This window comes from Paraburkholderia solitsugae (assembly GCF_013177695.1).
GTDB classification, from domain to species: domain Bacteria; phylum Pseudomonadota; class Gammaproteobacteria; order Burkholderiales; family Burkholderiaceae; genus Paraburkholderia; species Paraburkholderia solitsugae.
This window is the reverse complement of sequence record NZ_WOEY01000166.1, coordinates 83,232-101,124: the sequence shown is the minus strand read 5'-3', so window position 1 is coordinate 101,124 and position 17,893 is coordinate 83,232. Positions and strand designations below refer to the sequence as shown.

The 17,893-nt window shown below is 62.7% G+C and carries 17 protein-coding genes; 6 read left to right on the top strand and 11 right to left on the bottom strand.

Features of this window, described 5'->3' with window-relative positions; genetic code table 11:
* Nucleotides 1-2: 2 nt before the first annotated feature.
* From GNZ12_RS41160 to GNZ12_RS41145, 4 genes are all read right to left on the bottom strand, one after another.
* Nucleotides 3-1,046 (bottom strand): TRAP transporter substrate-binding protein, encoded by a 1,044-nt coding sequence (locus GNZ12_RS41160; RefSeq protein ID WP_172318303.1) that lies wholly within the window; start codon nt 1,044-1,046, stop codon nt 3-5.
* Nucleotides 1,047-1,196: 150 nt separating this feature from the next.
* Complete coding sequence (locus GNZ12_RS41155) at nt 1,197-1,961, bottom strand: SDR family NAD(P)-dependent oxidoreductase (protein ID WP_172318301.1); 765 nt, start codon at nt 1,959-1,961, stop codon at nt 1,197-1,199.
* 102 nt (nt 1,962-2,063) lie between these two features.
* A complete protein-coding gene (locus GNZ12_RS41150; protein ID WP_172318299.1) occupies nt 2,064-3,062 on the bottom strand; it encodes a transketolase family protein in 999 nt (332 codons plus the stop codon).
* On the bottom strand, nt 3,059-3,904 hold the full coding sequence (locus tag GNZ12_RS41145) for a transketolase (RefSeq protein ID WP_172318297.1): 846 nt from the start codon (nt 3,902-3,904) through the stop codon (nt 3,059-3,061). The genes GNZ12_RS41150 and GNZ12_RS41145 overlap by 4 nt, the downstream gene beginning before the upstream one ends.
* Before the next feature lie 218 nt (nt 3,905-4,122).
* Here GNZ12_RS41145 and gcvA point away from each other — a divergent pair, with 218 nt between their 5' ends.
* On the top strand, nt 4,123-5,040 hold the full coding sequence (gcvA, locus tag GNZ12_RS41140; protein ID WP_235994062.1) for a transcriptional regulator GcvA: 918 nt from the start codon (nt 4,123-4,125) through the stop codon (nt 5,038-5,040).
* A 9-nt stretch (nt 5,041-5,049) separates the two neighbouring features.
* On the opposite strand, the gene GNZ12_RS41135 is transcribed toward gcvA, so the two are convergent.
* The gene (locus GNZ12_RS41135; protein ID WP_172318295.1) at nt 5,050-5,361 is read right to left on the bottom strand and encodes a hypothetical protein; all 312 of its coding nucleotides are present in this window, start codon (nt 5,359-5,361) and stop codon (nt 5,050-5,052) included.
* Between the two features lie 247 nt (nt 5,362-5,608).
* On the opposite strand from GNZ12_RS41135, the gene GNZ12_RS41130 reads away from it, so the two are divergent.
* A complete protein-coding gene (locus GNZ12_RS41130; RefSeq protein ID WP_172318293.1) occupies nt 5,609-6,214 on the top strand; it encodes a ParB-like protein in 606 nt (201 codons plus the stop codon).
* An 8-nt stretch (nt 6,215-6,222) separates the two neighbouring features.
* Here the strand turns inward: GNZ12_RS41130 and GNZ12_RS41125 are convergent, their stop codons facing one another.
* Complete coding sequence (locus GNZ12_RS41125; protein ID WP_172318291.1) at nt 6,223-7,914, bottom strand: purple acid phosphatase family protein; 1,692 nt, start codon at nt 7,912-7,914, stop codon at nt 6,223-6,225.
* Between the two features lie 435 nt (nt 7,915-8,349).
* Between GNZ12_RS41125 and GNZ12_RS41120 the strand changes: the two genes are divergently transcribed.
* The 4 genes from GNZ12_RS41120 to GNZ12_RS41105 are packed head-to-tail and all read left to right on the top strand — an operon-like array spanning nt 8,350 to nt 13,117.
* Nucleotides 8,350-9,105: a DUF3348 domain-containing protein gene (locus GNZ12_RS41120; RefSeq protein ID WP_172318289.1), complete on the top strand. Its 756-nt coding sequence runs from the start codon at nt 8,350-8,352 to the stop codon at nt 9,103-9,105.
* 10 nt (nt 9,106-9,115) lie between these two features.
* Nucleotides 9,116-11,731 (top strand): DUF802 domain-containing protein, encoded by a 2,616-nt coding sequence (locus tag GNZ12_RS41115; RefSeq protein ID WP_172318287.1) that lies wholly within the window; start codon nt 9,116-9,118, stop codon nt 11,729-11,731.
* Complete coding sequence (locus GNZ12_RS41110) at nt 11,728-12,375, top strand: OmpA family protein (protein ID WP_172318285.1); 648 nt, start codon at nt 11,728-11,730, stop codon at nt 12,373-12,375. The genes GNZ12_RS41115 and GNZ12_RS41110 overlap by 4 nt, the downstream gene beginning before the upstream one ends.
* Before the next feature lies 1 nt (nt 12,376).
* A complete protein-coding gene (locus GNZ12_RS41105; RefSeq protein WP_172318419.1) occupies nt 12,377-13,117 on the top strand; it encodes a DUF2894 domain-containing protein in 741 nt (246 codons plus the stop codon).
* Between the two features lie 271 nt (nt 13,118-13,388).
* On the opposite strand, the gene bla is transcribed toward GNZ12_RS41105, so the two are convergent.
* From bla to GNZ12_RS41080, 5 genes are all read right to left on the bottom strand, one after another.
* Complete coding sequence (gene bla, locus GNZ12_RS41100) at nt 13,389-14,165, bottom strand: class A beta-lactamase (protein WP_235994061.1); 777 nt, start codon at nt 14,163-14,165, stop codon at nt 13,389-13,391.
* A 244-nt stretch (nt 14,166-14,409) separates the two neighbouring features.
* Nucleotides 14,410-14,634 carry a hypothetical protein gene (locus GNZ12_RS41095; protein ID WP_172318281.1) on the bottom strand — a complete coding sequence of 75 codons (225 nt, stop codon included), beginning with the start codon at nt 14,632-14,634 and terminating at the stop codon, nt 14,410-14,412.
* Nucleotides 14,635-14,765: 131 nt separating this feature from the next.
* Nucleotides 14,766-16,880 (bottom strand): phosphocholine-specific phospholipase C, encoded by a 2,115-nt coding sequence (locus tag GNZ12_RS41090; protein WP_172318279.1) that lies wholly within the window; start codon nt 16,878-16,880, stop codon nt 14,766-14,768.
* 27 nt (nt 16,881-16,907) lie between these two features.
* Entirely contained in the window at nt 16,908-17,102 is a 195-nt protein-coding gene (locus GNZ12_RS41085) for a hypothetical protein (RefSeq protein WP_074289745.1), read from the bottom strand.
* Nucleotides 17,103-17,243: 141 nt separating this feature from the next.
* The gene (locus tag GNZ12_RS41080) at nt 17,244-17,663 is read right to left on the bottom strand and encodes a hypothetical protein (RefSeq protein WP_172318277.1); all 420 of its coding nucleotides are present in this window, start codon (nt 17,661-17,663) and stop codon (nt 17,244-17,246) included.
* Between the last annotated feature and the right edge of the window lie 230 nt (nt 17,664-17,893).

Here is a 17,893-nt window from a genome sequence, read left to right as displayed (position 1 = left end):
CATTACCCCAGTTTCCCGACGGACTTCTCCAGCAACCCCCACGCCTCTTCGCCATATTTGGCTTTCCAGTCGTGATAGAAGCTCGTCTTGGCCAGCGCGCCACGGAAAGCGTCGCGGTCGACATCGATAAAGGTAATGCCCTTCTTTTTCAGGTCGTCGCGCAACGAGAGGCTGAGCTTGGCGATATCCGCGCGTTGCAGCATCGCGGCGTTTTCGAATTCACGCGTGACGATCGCGCGAATATCCGCAGGCAGGCGCTCCCACGCGGCGCGATTGCCGAGAATCCAGTAACCGTCCCATACGTGCGACGTGAGGCTGATGTACTTCTGCACTTCATAAAGCTTGGCCGTCGCGATGATCGGCAGCGGGTTCTCCTGACCTTCCACCACGCCGGTTTGCAACGCCGAATACAGCTCGTTGAAATTGATCGGCGAAGGGCCGGCGTCGAGCGCTTTGAACAGTGAGGTCAACATCGGCGCTTGCGGCACGCGGATCTTGAAGCCTTTCAGATCGGCCGGCGCACGCAACGCCTTGGTGGACGAACTGATTTGCCGGAAGCCGTTGTCCCACACCTTGCTCACCGAGACGATGCCCGACTTACCGATCTGCGCGCGGATGTAGTTGCCAAGATCGCCGTCCATCGCCTTCCAGACCGCGTCGTAGTCCTTGAACGCGAAGCCGGTATTGACGATGCCCGCGGCGGGCGTCAGCGTCGCCAGAATCGACGAGGCCTGGTTGAAGAACTCGACACCGCCATTGCGCACCTGCGAGAGCAGATCGGTGTCGGAGCCTAGCTGATTTTGCGGAAAGAGCTTGATGTCGAGGCGGCCCTTGGTCGCTTCGCGAATGTGATTGATCGCCTCCTGAGCGCGGATGTTGACCGGATGCGTCGGGTCCTGGCCGGCCGCGAGCTTGTACGAAAACTCGGGGGCCGCCATCGCGCTGCGCGAGATGCTCCATAACGGCGCGGCGGCGGACATGGCCGCACCGGCTTTCAGAAAGGTGCGGCGGCTGATGCCTTGCGGCGCGTTAGAACGGGTTGTCATGTCTTCCTCCAATTGGGCGTGTCGTTATAGTTTTCGAGTCTGAACCGCGGCGGCTGCACGTATCGCTCGCCGCGGTCGTCTGTTCTCTACTACCGGATCTCCATCGCCGCCGCCGGCCTCCCGCCAGACGGCCCGTCCTGCCGTTGCGCGTCAGCCGTGAATCAGCATCCCGCCGTTCACATCGATCACCGCGCCGGTGATATACGACGACAGGTTCGACGCGAGGAACAGGAAGGCGCCGGCCACATCGTCGGGTACGCCCAGGCGGTTGAGGGGAATGCCGGCGAGAATTTCACCGCGCTTATCGTCGCTGATCTTGCCCGCGTTGATGTCGGTCTGGATCAGCCCCGGCGTCACGCAGTTCACGCGGATGCCGTCGTTGCCGAGTTCGCGCGCCATCGCTTTGGCAAGACCCAGCACACCGGCCTTCGCCGCCGAGTAATGCGGGCCGCCGAGAATGCCGCCGCCGCGCTGCGCCGACACCGACGACATGCAGCCGATCGAGCCGCTCTTCTGCTTCTTCATCTGCGGGACGACAGCTTGCGACAGATACAACACGCCGCGCAGGTTGACGTCGAGGATACGGTCCCAGCTTTCCGGATCGATCTCGAGCAGCTTGGCGGCCTGGGTAATGCCGGCATTGTTGATCAGGATATCGATCGAACCCAAATCGGCGACGGTGCGTTCGACTGCAGCCTGGCAGGCGCCACGGTCGGTCACATTGCACACATAGCCGCGATGCTCGGGCCCGATCGACGCGGCGGCTTCGACGGCGGCGGCTTCGTCGAGATCGAAGATGGCGATGCGGGCGCCGTGCGCTGCGAACATGCGGGCGGTCGCGATGCCGATGCCGCGCGGCGACGCGCCGCCGGAAATGACGGCGACCTTGCCGTCGAGTAGACGTGACTCTGACATGATGCGGATCTCCTGAATATGAAGCTTATGGTTTGTTACGTTGTTGGCTATCGGTGACTACGTGTGTGGCGCTTATCGGCGCTGATCGACGCTTATGAACCGTTACCGCAGCCAGCCTTTGATCGTGTCGCACATCGCCTCGGTGGAAATACCGTAGCGGTCGTGCAAGGTCGGCAGCGCGCCCGCGTCGAGAAACGCGTCGGGCAGGCCGATCTGGCGGAACGGCGGCGTGACGCCGTTGGTCAGCAGCACGGTGGCCACGGCCTCGCCTAGTCCGCCAATCACGGTATGGTTCTCCGCCACCACCACAAGGCGGCCTGAGCGGCGCGCTTCGCGCAGCAGCGTGACGGTGTCGAGCGGCTTGATGGTCGGTACGTGCAGCACGCCGACGTCGATGCGATCGACGGCCAGCGCCTTGGCCGTTTCCAGCGCGCGCATCGTCATGATCCCGGACGAGATAATCAGCACCTCGGCGCCGTCGCGCAGCAGCTTCGCTTTGCCAAGTTCGAACTGGTAGTCGTATTCGTCGAGCACGACCGGCACGTTGCCGCGCAACAGCCGCGCATACACCGGCCCACGATGGTCGGCGATCGCCGGCACCATCTGTTCGATTTCGATGGCGTCGCACGGGTCGATCACCGTGAGGTTCGGCATCGCGCGAAACAGGGCGAGGTCTTCCGCCGCCTGGTGGCTCGGGCCGTAGCCGGTTGTGAGGCCGGGCAAGGCGCAGACGATCTTGACGTCGAGGTTGTCCTCGGCAATCGCCTGATGGATGAAGTCATAAGCACGGCGTGCGGCGAACACGGCGTACGTGGTGACGAACGGCTGCGCGCCTTCGTGCGCCATCCCGGCGGCGGCGCCCATCAGCAGTTGTTCGGCCATGCCCATCTGGTAGTAGCGCTCGGGGTATGCCTTCGCGAACAGATGCAGGTCGGTGTATTTGCCGAGGTCGGCGGTCATGCCGACCACTTCGGGGCGGTTGCGCGCCAGTTCGACCAGTGCGTGGCCGAACGGGGCCGAGCGGGTTATTTGCCCTTCGCCGGCAATCGAGGCGATCATCGCCGACGTTTTCAAACGCGGTTTCGGTGCGGCGGCGCTCATACGTTTCTCCCGGCTTCCAGCGCCTGCAGCGCGAGTTGCCACTCGTGCGCATCGACTCGAATAAAGTGGTTTTTCTCGCGCGCTTCGAGGAACGGCACGCCACACCCCATCCGCGTATCGCAGACGATGATCCGGGGTTGCGCTTCAGGATGCGCGTGCGCCGCATCGAACGCGGCGACGACGGCGGCGAGATCGTTGCCGTCCACGCGCTGCACGAACCAGCCGAACGCCTGGAGCTTGTCGACCAGCGGCTCGAATGCCATCACGCTCGACGACGGGCCGTCGGCCTGCTGGTTGTTGACGTCGACCATCGCGATCAGGTTGTCGAGCTTCCAGTGGGCAGCCGACATCAGACCTTCCCAGATCGCACCCTCATCGAGTTCGCCGTCGGAAAACAGTGTGTAGACGCGGGCGTCCGAGCCTTTGCGCTTCAGACCCAGGCAGCGGCCGACCGCGATCGTCAACGCCTGGCCCAGCGAGCCGCCGGACATCTCCATGCCTGGCGTATAGCTCGCCATACCGGACATCGGCAGACGGCTGTCGTCGCTGCCGTAGGTTTCCAGTTCTTCGTCGGCGATGATGCGGGCCTCGATCAGCGCGGCGTACAGGGCGATCGCGTAGTGGCCGTTCGATAGCAGAAAACGGTCGCGGCCTTCCCATTCGGGGTCGTCAGCGCGATAGCGCATGGCGCGGAAATAGGCGACGGCAAGCACATCGGCAATATCGAGCGCCTGGCCGATATAACCCTGCCCCTGCACTTCGCCCATGCGTAGCGCGTTGCGGCGGATCTGGTAGGCGTGCGCCGCGAGTTTGGCGTACGGCGCGGTTTCGCTGGTGGTCACTGTTTGTCTCCTGTCGATCCGGAGTTCGCGCTTTAGCTGTCGATCGGAGTTCGCGCTTTAGCGCGCTACTCCGATCCCATGCAAAGCTCGCTACTCCGGTCCCATGCAACATCGTTGCGCGTGGGTCGCTTTGCAGGGACCGCTGTGATGCCGATCCCAGTGACTCAAGCGTAATCTCGCACTCACACGCGCTCAAACGAATTAAGATGGCCCAATGGATGAATTCAATTCACCTTGATGCTGCCATGCACAATCGCGTCACCTTCAAGTCGATACAGGCATTCGAAGCCGCCGCACGGCTCTCGTCGTTTGCGCTCGCAGCAGACGAACTGTTTGTCACGCCCTCGGCTATCAGCCATCAGATCAAGCTGTTGGAAGAGCAATTGAGCATTCGTCTGTTCCATCGACTGCACCGCACGGTGATCCTGACGGACTCTGGGCGGCAATACGCTGAGGAAATCACCGCGGCGTTCGCGCGGATCGATTCCGCCACCCGCGAGATCGGGCGCGCCGCCAAGAGCGACATCCTCACGATCCATTGCACGCCCAGCTTTGCGACTCAGTGGCTGATGCCGCGCATCGCGCGTTTCAGCGCGGCGCATCCGGATATCGACGTGCGCTTGAATGCGTCGTCAGAAGCGGTCAATCTGATCTCGGAAGCGGTGGATATCGACATCCGCTACGGTCCAAGAAAGCTGCAACCGGCCGGCACGATGGTGCTCGAATTGCCACCCGAGACGATCGTGCCGCTGTGCTCGCCCGCGCTCATGGTGGGCGAGCATCCCCTGCAGAGCGTCGCGGATTTGCAGCACCATTCGCTGATTCATAGCGAGGGGTGCCTCGTGAACTGGCGTGACTGGATGCGCTTGCATCGCAAAACGCGGCTCGACATCGGACGCGGTCCGCGCTTCGATCGCTCGTTCATGGCGATCAGCGCGGCGGTCGACGGGTTGGGTGTCTGCCTTGAAAGCCTGCTTCTGGCACAACGCGAATTGGAAACGGGCCGACTGGTCGCACCGTTCGGTTTCGAAGGACTCCCTGTGCGAGGCTATACGCTCAACCTGCTGAAATCTCGCGCTGAATTGCCGAAGCTGCGTAGCTTCCAGGATTGGTTGTTTGCAGAACTTAAGAAGTGATGCTTGCTACTACGGTTTGCCTTTGAGGGTAAAAGAAGCTAACAGTGACTGTACGTCGACCCGCTGCCCCTGGAGCAAAAGCAACCTTGCGTGAAGCACCGTGTTCTCGAGAACAAGCTTGGCGGTGCTCAGCAAATACAGCGCATGGATGTCGGAGACCGACATGTTGCCGGCTTCGACCAGGTGATGACGCTCGACAAGTGAACTCATGACAAGGCGCCTGAGTTCCTGCTCTCCAAAGGGAAGGTCCGCATAGTCGATCGGGTCGTCGGCTTCCACTTCCCGCAGCAGTTCCACCAGCGTTTCCGTGCTCACGTCCATGTGCAGGCTCCACGTTGTCGTTTAAGACCAGCATAGCCAAACAGAGTCACCAGCACTGACAGCCTACCGCTTCTGCCTGAGGGCGTCCAGCCTGGGCCGTCGACCCAGTGTGAACGATGGGGGACGCGGCGCCCAACGACCGGGTCCAGCCGGTGAGTGCATCACATCGACTTCTGAAAACTCTGCGACGTACGAATGCAAGCGCAGCAGTAGAATGCTCCAGTCCAGATACGGAGGGTCACGACCTATGGCAACGATAACGAGCATCGACATTGAACAACTGCGCCCCCTGCAGGCAACGGTAGGCATGCTGGAAGTCGATGCAAAACGAAAACGCCTGTTGGCCATGGACGCAAAGTCTTTGAAAGCCTTCCTGAAAGGGGCGCCGATTCCAACCGTCATTGGCAAGCGCGACAGGCACTACGTCATCGACCACCACCACCTCGCGCGTGCGCTGTGGGATGGCGGCATCAAAAAGGCCTTCGCCATGGTTGTGGACGACCTGTCGCAGTTGCCGGACGAGAAGTTCTGGGACACCGTGATTGCAAAACGCTGGGTGCATCCCTACGATGAACGCGGCATCCTGCGCGCCATTTCCTCGATTCCCGATGAGGTCTCCGCCCTCACCAACGACCCGTACCGCAGCATTTCCGCGTTCGTGCGGGACGCAGGGGGCTATCTGAAGACGCCCGAACCCTTCGCCGAATTTCAGTGGGCGGATTTTTTTCGCACGCGCATTCCTATATGGACGAGCGATTCGCAGTTCAAGGGAGCCGTCGAGCAGGCGGTCCACCTTGCAGGGAGCCCCGACGCCCGGACCCTGCCGGGCTTCAAGACACGACGCGTGAAATAGTGCGAAGATTACCCCCGCCGCGTCTTCTTTAACTCAATTGTTTCGAACAACTCATAGTTCGGCGTGGGGGTCTGATCAGCCCCCGGCGCGTGATAGTAGTTCATGGTAATCGTGGTTTCGCCACCCGGCTGTCCCGGATCATGATCGAACACCGCGATACCGTAGCCCGTGCCGGTATCCCGTTGCGCGGACCAGACCGCATCTTCAACGGCATCCGCGCTGGCACGCACAAACGTACCCGCGGTCGTCCCTGCAACCGGACGATTAGGCCGCGTGAAAATACGCGCCTGTGGCAAGCCGGTACCGGCATCCACCCCATACACGTCGAGCGGCGCACTGGTCCCGCCGCCGCCGAGAATCAGGTGAATGGTACCGTGACGGGTGTCGAACGTCGACGCACCCGACGACACCGCCGACATCACCGGCCGCGGCTGCAACGTATCGACCGCCTGCCCCGTGGCGATATCGGTGCCCTTGTTGTGATTGCAACCACGCACGGGATAGCTGCGCTCGTAATCATGGTCGTGCCCGCACAGCACCAGGTCGACGCCGTAGCGGTCGAACAGCGGCAGCCAGGCTTCGCGGATGCCCTTGTCGGAACCGTTGCCGGTTTTAGATGAACTCAACGCGTCCTGATGCATCTGCACAATGATCCAGTCGACTTCGTGGTCTTCCGCCGCCCGGCGCAACGTCTTCTCGAGCCAGCGGGTCTGCTCGCCCTCGCTATATCCGCGCACATAGAGCGAGGTGCCCGGCTGAATCGGCGGATTGCCGGTGCTCGCCACCGGTACCAGGGGACTCGGGCCCGCCACGAACGCAGCCGCATCCTGATAGACCACGTCATCCGCATCGAGCGAAATGAAAAGCACCGAGCTCACGCGGAAGCTGTACCAGCGTCCCTGAAAGCGCGTGTGATTCTCGGGCAGCGTGTAGCGCGACAGATACGAGGCGAGGCCTTGTTCGCCGTTGTGGAATTCGAGTTCGTGATTGCCCGGACACGGCATCCATGGCCGGTTCGACGCCGAGGTCTGGCAGTTGTTGCCGAAATCGCGCCACACGTCCGGCTGGTGTGTCGGGTTCAGATTGGCGTAGCAGAGGTCGCCATTCAGCAAGTGGAACAATGGCTGAAATCGCTCGACGGCCTGAACCGCGAAACGGCTCTGCGGCGACGACAGGGCCCAGCCAGTATTGGGCGTCGCGAGGTCGCCGTAGCTCGTCCAGCGGAATGGCGCACGGCCGAGGGGCGCGGTGCGGAAGCTCGCGGCAAATGGCTGAGCCGCATTGCTGTCGTTGTCGGCACTCACCTCGTACGCGTAACTCGTATCGGCCTTCAGGCCACGCAGCCGCGCGTGATAGGTGAACACGACCTCGCCGTTGATGCCATCGGTATAGGTGCTTTGGACACCGTGCACTGTCGCTCTCGCCTCGCCCGCACTACTGATTCGCACTTGTGGGTTGACCGCCTGCGCCGGCGACGCCCACGACACGGTGACCTCGCTCGTCGGATCGTTGCCCCAGGTCAGGTGGACCTGCTCTGGCGTGCCGTCGGGCGCGCTGTTCGCGGCCCGCGCCGCCGATGCGAGCGTGCCCGCGGCCGTCGCGAGGCTGGATGCGCCGGCAAACTTCAAAAACCCACGGCGCGAGACGATGGTCGCGCCCTGCTCGGTCAGCAAATCCTTGGCAATTTTCTTGTTCGACATGTCGGGTGTTTTTGTATGGGTGTGGAAGGTCACCAACGCGGACGGCGGGCACACGGTCCTATGTGGGCCGCGAGTGCCGTGCCGAACCAGGGCGCAGCGGAAGTGATGGGGCATCCTAGTCGTGAAGCTATGACACCGAGATGAAATGGCCGAAGTGGGAGACGCCGCATAGCCGCTTTCGGGACCGGCTGCGCCGCGTCGGTGTGGTCTCGGTGCAGCACATCGCACCGCCCGACCGCCTTGATCGCTCAAACAATGGATGACGTTAAAACCGCCCAGGTAGCCGGGAAAAAACCGGCATGGCGACCCCAATCGCGGCATCGCGAAAGGCGTATCGGGCACACTGAAATCCACTTTCGGCCGTTCCAGTCATTAAGGGGCCGCATCCCCGCCCCCGCCGACGTGTAAACTGCTGACTTTTTTGACTCTGGTGGTATGGTGCAAGCCCCACAGCGCACAGCTTTCAGTGGCCCGGCGCTCATCCGTTTACTTGCGCGCCTGACGGACGTCGATGTTCCCGAATCCGGCCAATCGCTGTCGGACCGGCTAAGCCAATGGCTCGGCTGGACCGACGCGATCGCGTTGTCCTCCGCGTTGAACGGCAATCCGCCTGCCGTCGCCGCCGGCGCGCGAGCCTTCGGCGAAGCTGAGGAGAGCGAGTGCGCCCGCGTGCGCACGTCGTTGGCGAATGCCATCGTCGGCGATAGCGTGTTTGCTGCCGCGAGGCGTCGCGGACCCGCGTCGCAAGTGCTCCCCCAAGGCGCCCCCGTGGATGCGCCGGTCGATTACGCGGTGTTTCGTCAGCGCTACCTCTCCATGCAGCAGTCGATGGAGACGGGCATCGGCACCCTGCGCGGCCGCCTGCGGGCCATGTTGGCCGCCAGAACGCCCGCCATGGCCCGGCTCGCGGTGGTGGACGCCGTCATGGAGCGAGCGCTCAGCGAGCGCGAGCGGAGTCTTCTGGCCGCCGTGCCCGGGTTGCTCGCAGGGCACTTCGAGCGTTTGCGCCAGGCGGAGCAGCAGACACTGGCCGACGCCGAAGCCTCGGGGGACGCAGCAACAGTCACACCCGCCACGCCCGGCGCATGGCTGAACACGTTCCACAAGGATATGCAGAGCGTGTTGCTTGCCGAACTGGATGTTCGTTTACAACCGGTCGAAGGGTTGCTCGCGGCCCTTCGTACCCGCTAACTGGGACACTATGTCCAGATATCTCAATCTCGTTGTTTTTCTGGTAGGTCTGGCCGCGGTGTGCTGGATCGGTGCCGGCTACGTCGGCTCGAACACACTGGCGTTGGCGGTCACGATGTTGATCGGCGTCAGCTACGTGGCGGGCGCGCTCGAACTTCGACGCTACAGCCAGGCCACTTCGACGCTGGCGCGTGCGGTCGCGGGTCTGTCCGGGCCGCCGCCCAGCCTGGGCACCTGGCTCGACCCGTTGCATCCCAGCCTGCGCAATGCGGTGCGCCTGCGCGTCGAGGGTGAGCGTGTGGCCTTGCCGGGCCCAGCGCTGACGCCGTATCTGGTCGGCCTGCTCGTGTTGCTGGGCATGCTCGGCACGCTCCTCGGCATGGTGGCGACCCTGCGCGGCACCGGCATGGCGCTGGAAAGCGCGACGGACCTGCAGGCTATCCGCGATTCGCTCGCCGCGCCGGTCAAGGGGCTCGGCTTCGCGTTCGGCACGTCGATTGCGGGCGTGGCCACCTCGGCGATGCTCGGGCTGCTTTCCGCGTTGTGCCGGCGCGAGCGGATCGATGCCGCGCAGACGCTCGACGTGAAAATCGCGACGACCTTGCGCATCTACTCGCAGACCCATCAGCGCGAGGAAAGCTTCAAGCTCCTGCAGCGGCAGGCCGAGGTGATGCCCACCCTGGTCGATCGTCTGCAGACGATGATGGCGACCATCGAGCAACAGAGCCTCGCCTTGAACGAGCGGCAGATCGCCAGCCAGGACGCCTTCCACGGCAAGGCCGAGGCCGCCTACACGCGCCTCGCTTCATCCGTGGAGCAATCGTTGAAGGAGAGCGTCGCTGAAAGCACCCGCGCCGCCAGCGCGGCGCTGCAGCCGGTCATGGCGGCCACGATGGCGGGTCTCGCGCGCGAGACGGCCTCGCTGCACGACACCGTCACCCACGCCGTGCAACGGCAACTGGATGGACTCTCGAGCGGATTCGAGGCGGCCACCACCACCGTCGCGGGCATCTGGAACAAAGCACTGGAAGGGCACCAGCGATCGAGCGAGGCGCTCACTCAGCACTTGAGCACGTCGCTGGATCGATTCACCGAGACCTTCGAGCAACGCTCGGCCGGTCTGCTGGAAGGCGTCTCAGCGCGCCTGGACGCAACGGCGGGCAGCGTGTCGGCAGCATGGAACGAGGCACTGTCACGGCAAGAGCAGGTCGGCGAGAAGCTGGCCGGCCACAATCAGCAAGCCTTGGCAGCAGCAGCAGCGACCTTCGAACAGCACTCGGCGTCGCTGCTGCGCACCGTGGGGCAGTCGCATACGGACTTGCAGACGGAATTGGCCTCGCGAGATGAGCAACGGCTGGCGACCTGGACCGAGACGCTCGGCTCGATGGCCACGACGTTGAGCCAGGAGTGGGAGCAAGCGGGTACGCGTACCGCAAGCCGGCAGCAGGAAATCTGCGACGTGCTCGCGCAAACCGCCCGCGACATCTCGGCCCAGACACAGGCACATGCGAGCAACACGGTCGCCGAGATCGACCGGCTCGTCCAGGCGGCGGCGGAAGCGCCCAAGGCTGCGGCGGACCTGCAGGCGGAACTGGCTGCGCGGGACCAGCAACGGCTGGCGGCCTGGACCGAGACGCTCGGTTCCATGGCCACGACGTTGAGCAAGGAATGGGAGCAGGCAGGCGCGCGTACCGCGAGCCGGCAGCAGGAGATCTGCGACGTGCTGGAACAAACTGCCCGCGACATCTCGGCTCAGACGCAGGCGCACGCCAGCAGCACCGTCGCCGAAATCGACCGGCTCGTCCAGGCGGCGGCGGAAGCGCCCAAGGCTGCGGCGGACCTGCAGGCGGAACTGGCCGAACGGGACCAGCAGCGGCTGGCGGCCTGGACCGAGACGCTCGGTTCCATGGCCACGACGTTGAGCAAGGAATGGGAGCAGGCAGGCGCGCGTACCGCGAGCCGGCAGCAGGAGATCTGCGACACGCTGGCGCAAACCGCGCGCGACATCTCAGCCCAGACACAGGCGCACGCGAGCAGTACGATCGCCGAGATCGGCCAACTCGTGCAAGCCGCGTCGGAAGCCCCAAAGGCCGCGGCGGAAGTCGTCGCCGAACTGCGTCAGAAGCTCTCCGACAGCATGGTCCGCGACACCGCGATGCTGGAGGAACGCAGCCGCCTGCTGGCCACGCTGGAAACCCTGCTCGATGCCGTGAACCATGCCTCCACCGAGCAACGCTCGGCCGTCGACGCGCTCGTTGCCACGTCGGCGGATCTGCTGGATCGTGTCGGCACCCGTTTCACCGACAAGGTCGAGCTTGAGACCGGGAAGCTGGGCGCGGTGGCCGCGCAGGTCACCGGCAGCGCCGTCGAAGTGGCGAGCCTGGGCGAAGCATTCGGCGCGGCCGTCCAGTTGTTCGGCGAGTCGAACACCACGCTCGTCGCGCACCTGCAACGTATCGAAGCCGCGCTGGACAAGTCCCTCGCGCGCAGCGACGAACAACTGGCCTATTACGTCGCCCAGGCAAGAGAAGTCATCGACCTGAGCATGATGTCGCAGAAGCAGATCGTCGAAGACCTGCAGCAGCTCGCCGGCAAGCGAGCGGTCGCGGGAGCTGAAGCGGCATGAGCGAGGAAATCGACGGCGGCGTGGAGACTGCGGCGCCCATATGGCCCGTCTTCGGCGACCTGATGTCGGTGCTGCTGGGCGCCTTCGTGCTGATCCTGGTGAGCGTCATCGGCGTCCAACTGGAACTCTCGACCAGGCTGGAGCAGGAGGTCAAGCAGCGTCAGATGGAAACGCAGCGCCGCAAGACGCTGGAGCAGGCGTTGGCAGGACCGCTGGCTGCGGGCCGGGTGACACTGGTCAACGGGCGCATCGGCATCAACGGCAACGTGTTGTTCGCGCTGAACTCCGATCAATTGCAGCCCGAAGGCCGGGACGTGCTGAAGAGCCTGGCGGGGCCGCTGTCCGCTTACCTCCGGGCCAATGACCAGATCCTGATGGTGAGCGGCTTTACCGACGACCGGCAGGTGCGAGAGGCTAACCGCCGCTTTGCCGATAACTGGGAGCTGTCGGCCCAGCGCGCGTTGACGGTGACCCGTGCGTTGATCGATGAGGGCGTTCCCTCCTCGTCCGTATTTGCGGCCGCGTTTGGCTCCCAGCAGCCCGTCAGTTCGAATGCCGACGACCAAGGTCGGGCTAAGAACCGGCGAGTGGAAATAGCACCGGTCCCTAGGCCTTCGACTGCAGCGGTGAAGCCCCGTGAGTAGTGTGACTAGCGCGAGCAGTGACGCTGGCGGTCAGCCAAGCGGCACCCGGGCGACGCTCGACGCGTGGCGCGAGCGCGGCGCCGATCGGCTGGATCCCATTCGCTTTCATTTCATCGAGGCGCTGGATCGGCGGGCAGCCGGCCACAGCGGCGAGGCGCGGTGTCTTCTGGACGACAAGCTGTCCAAACTGATCGCGGCCTATGCGGATGATCTTGAGCGCGGCACATCCAAGGCTGTCGATGTCGGCTCTGGCTCTGGCTCTGGCTCTGGCTCTGGCACCGGCACCGGCACCGGCACCGGCACCGGCACCGGCACTGCGGCATCATCCAGCGAACCCGCACGCGGCGCGCTGGCCGGACTGATCGACTACATCGCCAGCCATGCGCCCGCAGACGGATGCAGCCCCGCAGCGGGCAACCCCGCGCCCCGGCGCCCCTCATATCCGGAACTGGAGGCGCTCGAATACTTCAGGGAGACCTGGTCCAAGGTCCGGTCCGAGAAACAGTTGCGGCAGTCGCTGAAGAAGGCGCCGGGTAATGCTGGTCCGCTCAACTCGAGCAGCCTCGTGCATCGGTCGCTCTCGCTGATGCGCGAGCTGTCACCGGGCTATCTCCAGCAGTTCCTGTCGTACGTCGACGCCTTGTCGTGGATGGAGCAGATGAACGGCGGCGGCGCCTCGCCGGCTAAAGATACGCCGCGCGCCTTGACCGCCAGGAAGAGTACTCGGGGCAAAGCGCGTTAGCGCCGTAAGCGCGGATCGGTTGCGCGCGACGACGGCAGGATAAGAGCGCAAAGCGTCGCTTCGTCCGTCAACCGTCAGCGGGCTGACGACGGGCTCGCAGTGCCAACAGCCTCTATGCAGCCACGCGCCAATCTCTGATCCTGCGGTTTAGCGGCTCGGCAAAAAGTCGGGCGATACAGGCACTCAACGCTGCCGATAGCACGAGAAACCCGGCGAATAGCAGCAGTCTTACATCGCCAGCCAATCCGCGGGTTACGCTGGCTCACCATCATCATGTCCGATCCGACGTCCACTTCACGAATGCAGCACCGACCTCACGCAACACGGCCTCCCGAGCCGGCATAGCAAGCGCCGGTGCATCGTAATAGGCTGCGATGAGAAGCGGAGCGCGTCCCGGTGGGCGAACAATCGCGTAGTCGTTGGTTTCTTCTTCCACGCTTGTTCCGGGTCTGTCACCCGCTGTCCAATCCGGCGGTAACGCCGCGCGGAGCCGGTTCAGACCCGGTGTGCACGTCATCATCCAGTTTTCCAGTTGCGCACGCGATTGGGGACTGAGAACGTTCCCCAAGAGAATCTTGCTCGCCGACGTTGTGATCGATCGAGGCGTCGTGGTATCGAGCACACCGCTATATTTGTTCGACTCGGGTTCGTATCGATCGGAGCGAGTCACGGTATCGCCGAGACTGCGAACGAATTGCGTCAAACCGGCGGGACCACCGCCATCGCTCATCAACAACACAGCCGCCGTGTTGTCGCTCACTTCGACGATGGCCTGGCACAACGCGCCGACCGACATCGCGCCTTGTGCGACATGCGCCTTCGTCACAGGCGACGTAAAGACGAGGTCTTTCTCGGTGTAGCGCACAAGACGGGCAAGATCCTCCTTGCCGGCATCCACGCGGGATAGCACCTGCGCGGCGAGCAGTCCCTTAAAGGTGCTGCACATCAGAAAGCGCTCGTCAGCGCGATGAGCCAAGGTTCGGCCCGAGCCGGTATCGATAGCGAACACGCCAAGGCGTCCGCCATTGCGGCGTTCGATGTTGGCCAATGGAGATGCATTTGCGGCCAGAGTGGGTGTAGCTCGAAGACTAAGGAGCATGGGCAACCCAAGGGCCAAGCGCCGGCGTGTTGCAGAAATGGTCACAGAATCGTCCTCTATTTCGCATGTCGCGGTAATGAAGCTAGAGAGCCGTGCGAATTGTTACGCGCTCCAATGCCGGCTCACCATAACAAAACGGGCCAACCCCGCTAAGGGTTGGCCCGTTCTGGACTGGTTCGCTAACAGCGCGAAATCACGTCTGAGGATTCGTATCGTCGGTGGCTTGAGCATTGTCGGCGTCGTCCTGCTTCTCGCCGTCTTTCTTCTCGACCAACCCCTCCAATGCACCGGCACCTTCAAAGCCCGCAACCGCTGCAACACCCTTCGTTAGCAGACCTGCGTCCGGATCGACTTTTTCTGCCGCCTCAACGGCAGCTACTGCGCCAGCGATCTTGCCTACTTCGTCCAAGAGTCCCATTTCGCCCTCCGCGAGAAAAAGTGAAATGCCATCCTCTCACGAACTCGGCGCGTTGTCGCCAAATGTAAAATTGATTTACCAGTTTGCACAGACGCCGAAATGACATTGAAAGAAACGTCGAATCCACACGCTTAAATCGCCTTCGTTACCGGCGCGGTTGCCGCCGGATCGGTAATGCTGATTTGGCCCGTCTCGACATGACCCGCAATGCGTCGCAACCAGCTCCCATTGCCCGCGACAGTCAATTGAAAGTCATACCACTGACTGCTGCACGACAGGTCCCAATGTGCCTCCACGCTCTTGCCCGCCGGCACCGTCACCGTGAGCGGCGCCTGGCCATAGGCGACGTCGGCCGCGGTGACCGTGAGCGGCGTGCTCCCCGCGTTGGACAGCGTGACGTAGACGTTGCCGTTGGCCACGTCGTAGCAAGTCACGACATCCGGCTTGGCAGCAGCGTCCGCCGTAGATGATCCCGCGAAGCGGCGGAAATAACCGTTCGGGCCGTAGACGTTCACCATGTAGTTGCCGTTCGCGTCGAACGCCCACGTATCGGTCAATTGCTTGCCGGCCTCGACGGTGTATCGACGCGGCATCGCAGTCGGATCGCCCGTGTACACCCAGAAATGTGCGCCCTGCGTGCCGGTGTTCGCAAACGTCAGCGCATAGCCTTGTGACTGCACCTGCCCGTTCACATGCAACTCGTACGGCAACGCACGCGCGGGCCGCGTGCCGGGCTCCTGCGCCGTCACCAGTTGCTGCGCGGTACTGGCCGGCGCGGCCTGCGCCGTGGACCGCGCGCATTGCATATCGGCCTGTGCAACATAGGTTTGCGTACTCGGCAGCGACGGCATGCTCGAGTCGGTCTTCGAAAAGTCGAGCGCCGAAGTCAGGTCGCCGCAGATTGCACGGCGCCATGGCGAGATATTGGTTTCGATCACGCCGAAACGCTTCTCGATGAATTGCAGCACCGACGTGTGATCGAATACCTGCGAGCAGACGAAGCCGCCCTTCGACCACGGCGACACCACGGTCATCGGCACGCGCGGGCCGAGGCCGTACGGCAGATTGTCGGCGGTATAAGTACCCGCTTGCGTCGCCGTCACGACGTTATGCCGTTCAAGCGAGATGTCCACGGTACTCATGCCCGAGCCCGGCAACGTGGGTGCTTGCGGCGGCACCACGTGGTCGAAGAAACCGTCGTTCTCGTCATACATGATGAACAGGACCGTCTTGCTCCACACATCGGGATTCGACGTCAGCGCATCGAGGATCGTCGAGATGTAATTGGCGCCGTAGAGCGGTGTGAACTTCGGATGCTCCGAGTACGCGGCAGGTGGCAGCAGCCACGACACTTGCGGCAATGCATTGGCATGTACGTCGGCCTTCAACTGCGTCAGCGTGCGTGTACTCATGCCGCGGTTCTGCAGCGACGAACCCGCCGGTGCATTCACGAAGTTCTGGAACGAGGCCAGCATGTTCGTGCCGTAGTTGCCGCTGAAATTGTCGAAGCCGGTGCCCTGCTGGTAGATCTGCCACGAGATGCCGGCCGTCTCGAGCCGCTCGGGATACGTGGTCCAGTTGAAGGGCTGCAGCTTGATCGCGTCGAACTGATTGTCGATGTAATCGGTGTTGTCGAGTAGCGGGCCGCCACCGGTGGCGAGCGGGTCGACCATCCCCGTCATCAGATACATGCGGTTCGGGTGCGTGTTGCCCGGGATCGAACAGAAGTAGTTGTCGCATACGGTGAAGGCATCCGCGAGCGCGTAATGGAACGGAATGTCCTCACGCACGTGATAGCCCATCGTCATATTGCTCTTCTGCACGGCCCACTTGTCGGCGCGGCCGCTGTCGATCGCACCGTGCGTGGTGGCCCACGTGTGCGGCAGACCGCCGATACATTGCGCGTTGACGTTCGGATTGCTCGTGTCGTAGCGGAACGGCGCGATCACCTTCGTCTGATCCTCCTGACGCGGTTGGAACCACACCGGCTGGCCGTTCGGCAGCGTCACGGGAAAGCGGTCGTTATAACCGCGCACGCCACTCAGGTGACCGAGGTAGTGATCGAACGAGCGGTTCTCCTGCATGAAGACAACAATGTGCTGCACGTCCTGAATCGTACCCGTCACCGAAGTCGGCTCGATTGCGAGCGCTTTGCGAATCGATTCGGGAAACAGGGTGGTGGCGGCTGTCGCACCCGCCAGTCCGGCGGACAGCTTCAGAAAATCTCGACGCGTTTTGGTGACCATGCGATGGACCTAGTTTGAATTCTGAGCTCAGGAGGCGGGTGGGACGAAACCCGGCGGGCAACTCATGCGCGCATTAGCGACAGTGGCGTTGCCGCATGCTGCCTTGACCGCTGCAGCGGGCACCGGCGAAGGAGACGACAGACCGTCGCCGCACGCGCCAAGCAGCGCTGTCACTGCAATAGCGCCGACGAGCGCAAAAAGCCGGAATGCCGAAGTCGGCATGAGTGTCTCCGTGGAAATGAATGACGGACGCGATCGCGCGTCGGCAACCGCCGCGCTTAGGCGCAAGCGGTGCCGAGACGATAATTACCGTTTATTACATGCGAGTGTCGTGGTAAAAAACAGGCGGACTACGGATAAGTGTTAGCGCTTGGGCGGCTGCGGATTATTCGCGGGATTGGTATCGAACCTTGCGACGTTTTTAATGCCTTCGTCACTGACGAGTGCCTGCAATTCAGCTTCCATCACGTCGGCGATTTCCTTGCCGTATATCTCGTCGCCGTTCACATAGACCGTGAACGACTGCAAGTACTTTGCTTTCTTCTCCGGGTTCTCGATTGTCTGCCGGGTCCATTGATAAAGCGGATAGTTTTCCGTTCCCTGCTTTTCCGCTTCGTTCACGTAGTCGGCGAAAGCGTCGAACTGACACTTCAAGGTCGCGTTGTGCCGGCATAGCACATCATGAAGCGCGGCATGCGAAACACCCTGCGGATTTGCGCGCAGATCGCCGGCAAGTTTGGGCGAGACGGTGATTCTTAGCTGGAATTGCCATGTGTGTTCCATGTCGACCTCGGTATCGCATCATGAGCGTGCGCTAGTGGAGATAAGTCGGCGCCATTGGCCGTCATGCAATGGCCGACCATAGACCGGTTAATTCTGAATCAACTCGTCAATACTTCTCGCCTTCTCGCGCGAGTTTATTACGATTAGCTTTCAGCGAAAAAGAGAATAGGCCTTCAGTCAATTTTTCTCTGGACTTGCCGATAACACATGAACCGCCTTTACATAAGCGT